Annotated in this window: 1 protein-coding gene and 1 pseudogene; both read right to left on the bottom strand. The window is 69.1% G+C overall.

Annotation, left to right across the window (positions count from 1 at the left end; genetic code table 11):
* A pseudogene (locus MJ783_RS22420) lies at positions 1 to 197 on the bottom strand (histidine kinase); the annotation flags it as partial.
* Positions 194 to 560: histidine kinase (locus MJ783_RS22415; protein ID WP_239313668.1), on the bottom strand; the 367-nt coding region annotated here is incomplete at its 5' end. The gene MJ783_RS22415 and the pseudogene MJ783_RS22420, both read right to left, overlap by 4 nt.

Raw genomic sequence — 560 nt, 5'->3', positions numbered from 1 at the left:
CGGGTATGGCCGTCGCCCAGGCCGACCCCGTCATCGGAGACCGTGACGGCGACACCGCCCCGCAACGTGAAAATACTGATCACCACGGAGTGCGCGCGGGCGTGTTTCTCCACGTTGAGCAGGGCCTCGCGAACGGCATCGGCGAGTGCCTGGATATGTGAACGGGGCAGCGTGGGCAGCTCGGTAAGCGTGATCACCTGTGCGGTGATGGTGGTGCGGTCGGAGAAGGCCCGGCAGTGTTCACGCAACGCCACGCCGAGCGCGACCTGCTCGGGTGGGGCACTGAGGACCGTAACGAGTCGCGTAACGCGGCGGTGGTCTCGGCGGCCTGTTGCTCGATGGTCGACAGCCGGGTCCGGACATCCTGGTCGAGCCCGGGTATCGTGCTGAGGCTGCGGATGCCGGCACCGAGGGTGAACAGCATCGCGCCGACGCTGTCGTGCAGCTCGAGGGCAAGCCGGCGGCGTTCCTCGTGAGCGGCGACGTCGGCCGCGTGCTGGGTGCGCTCCGCGACGATCTGCGCTGTCGCCATCCGGGCCGCCATCCGCTCGAGAGCCTGC

It is taken from the genome of Protofrankia sp. Cj3, from assembly GCF_917627355.1.
Taxonomy (GTDB): Bacteria; Actinomycetota; Actinomycetes; order Frankiales; family Frankiaceae; genus Protofrankia.
The sequence above is the reverse complement of the archived record's forward strand: the minus strand, read 5'-3'. Positions and strand labels throughout refer to the sequence as shown.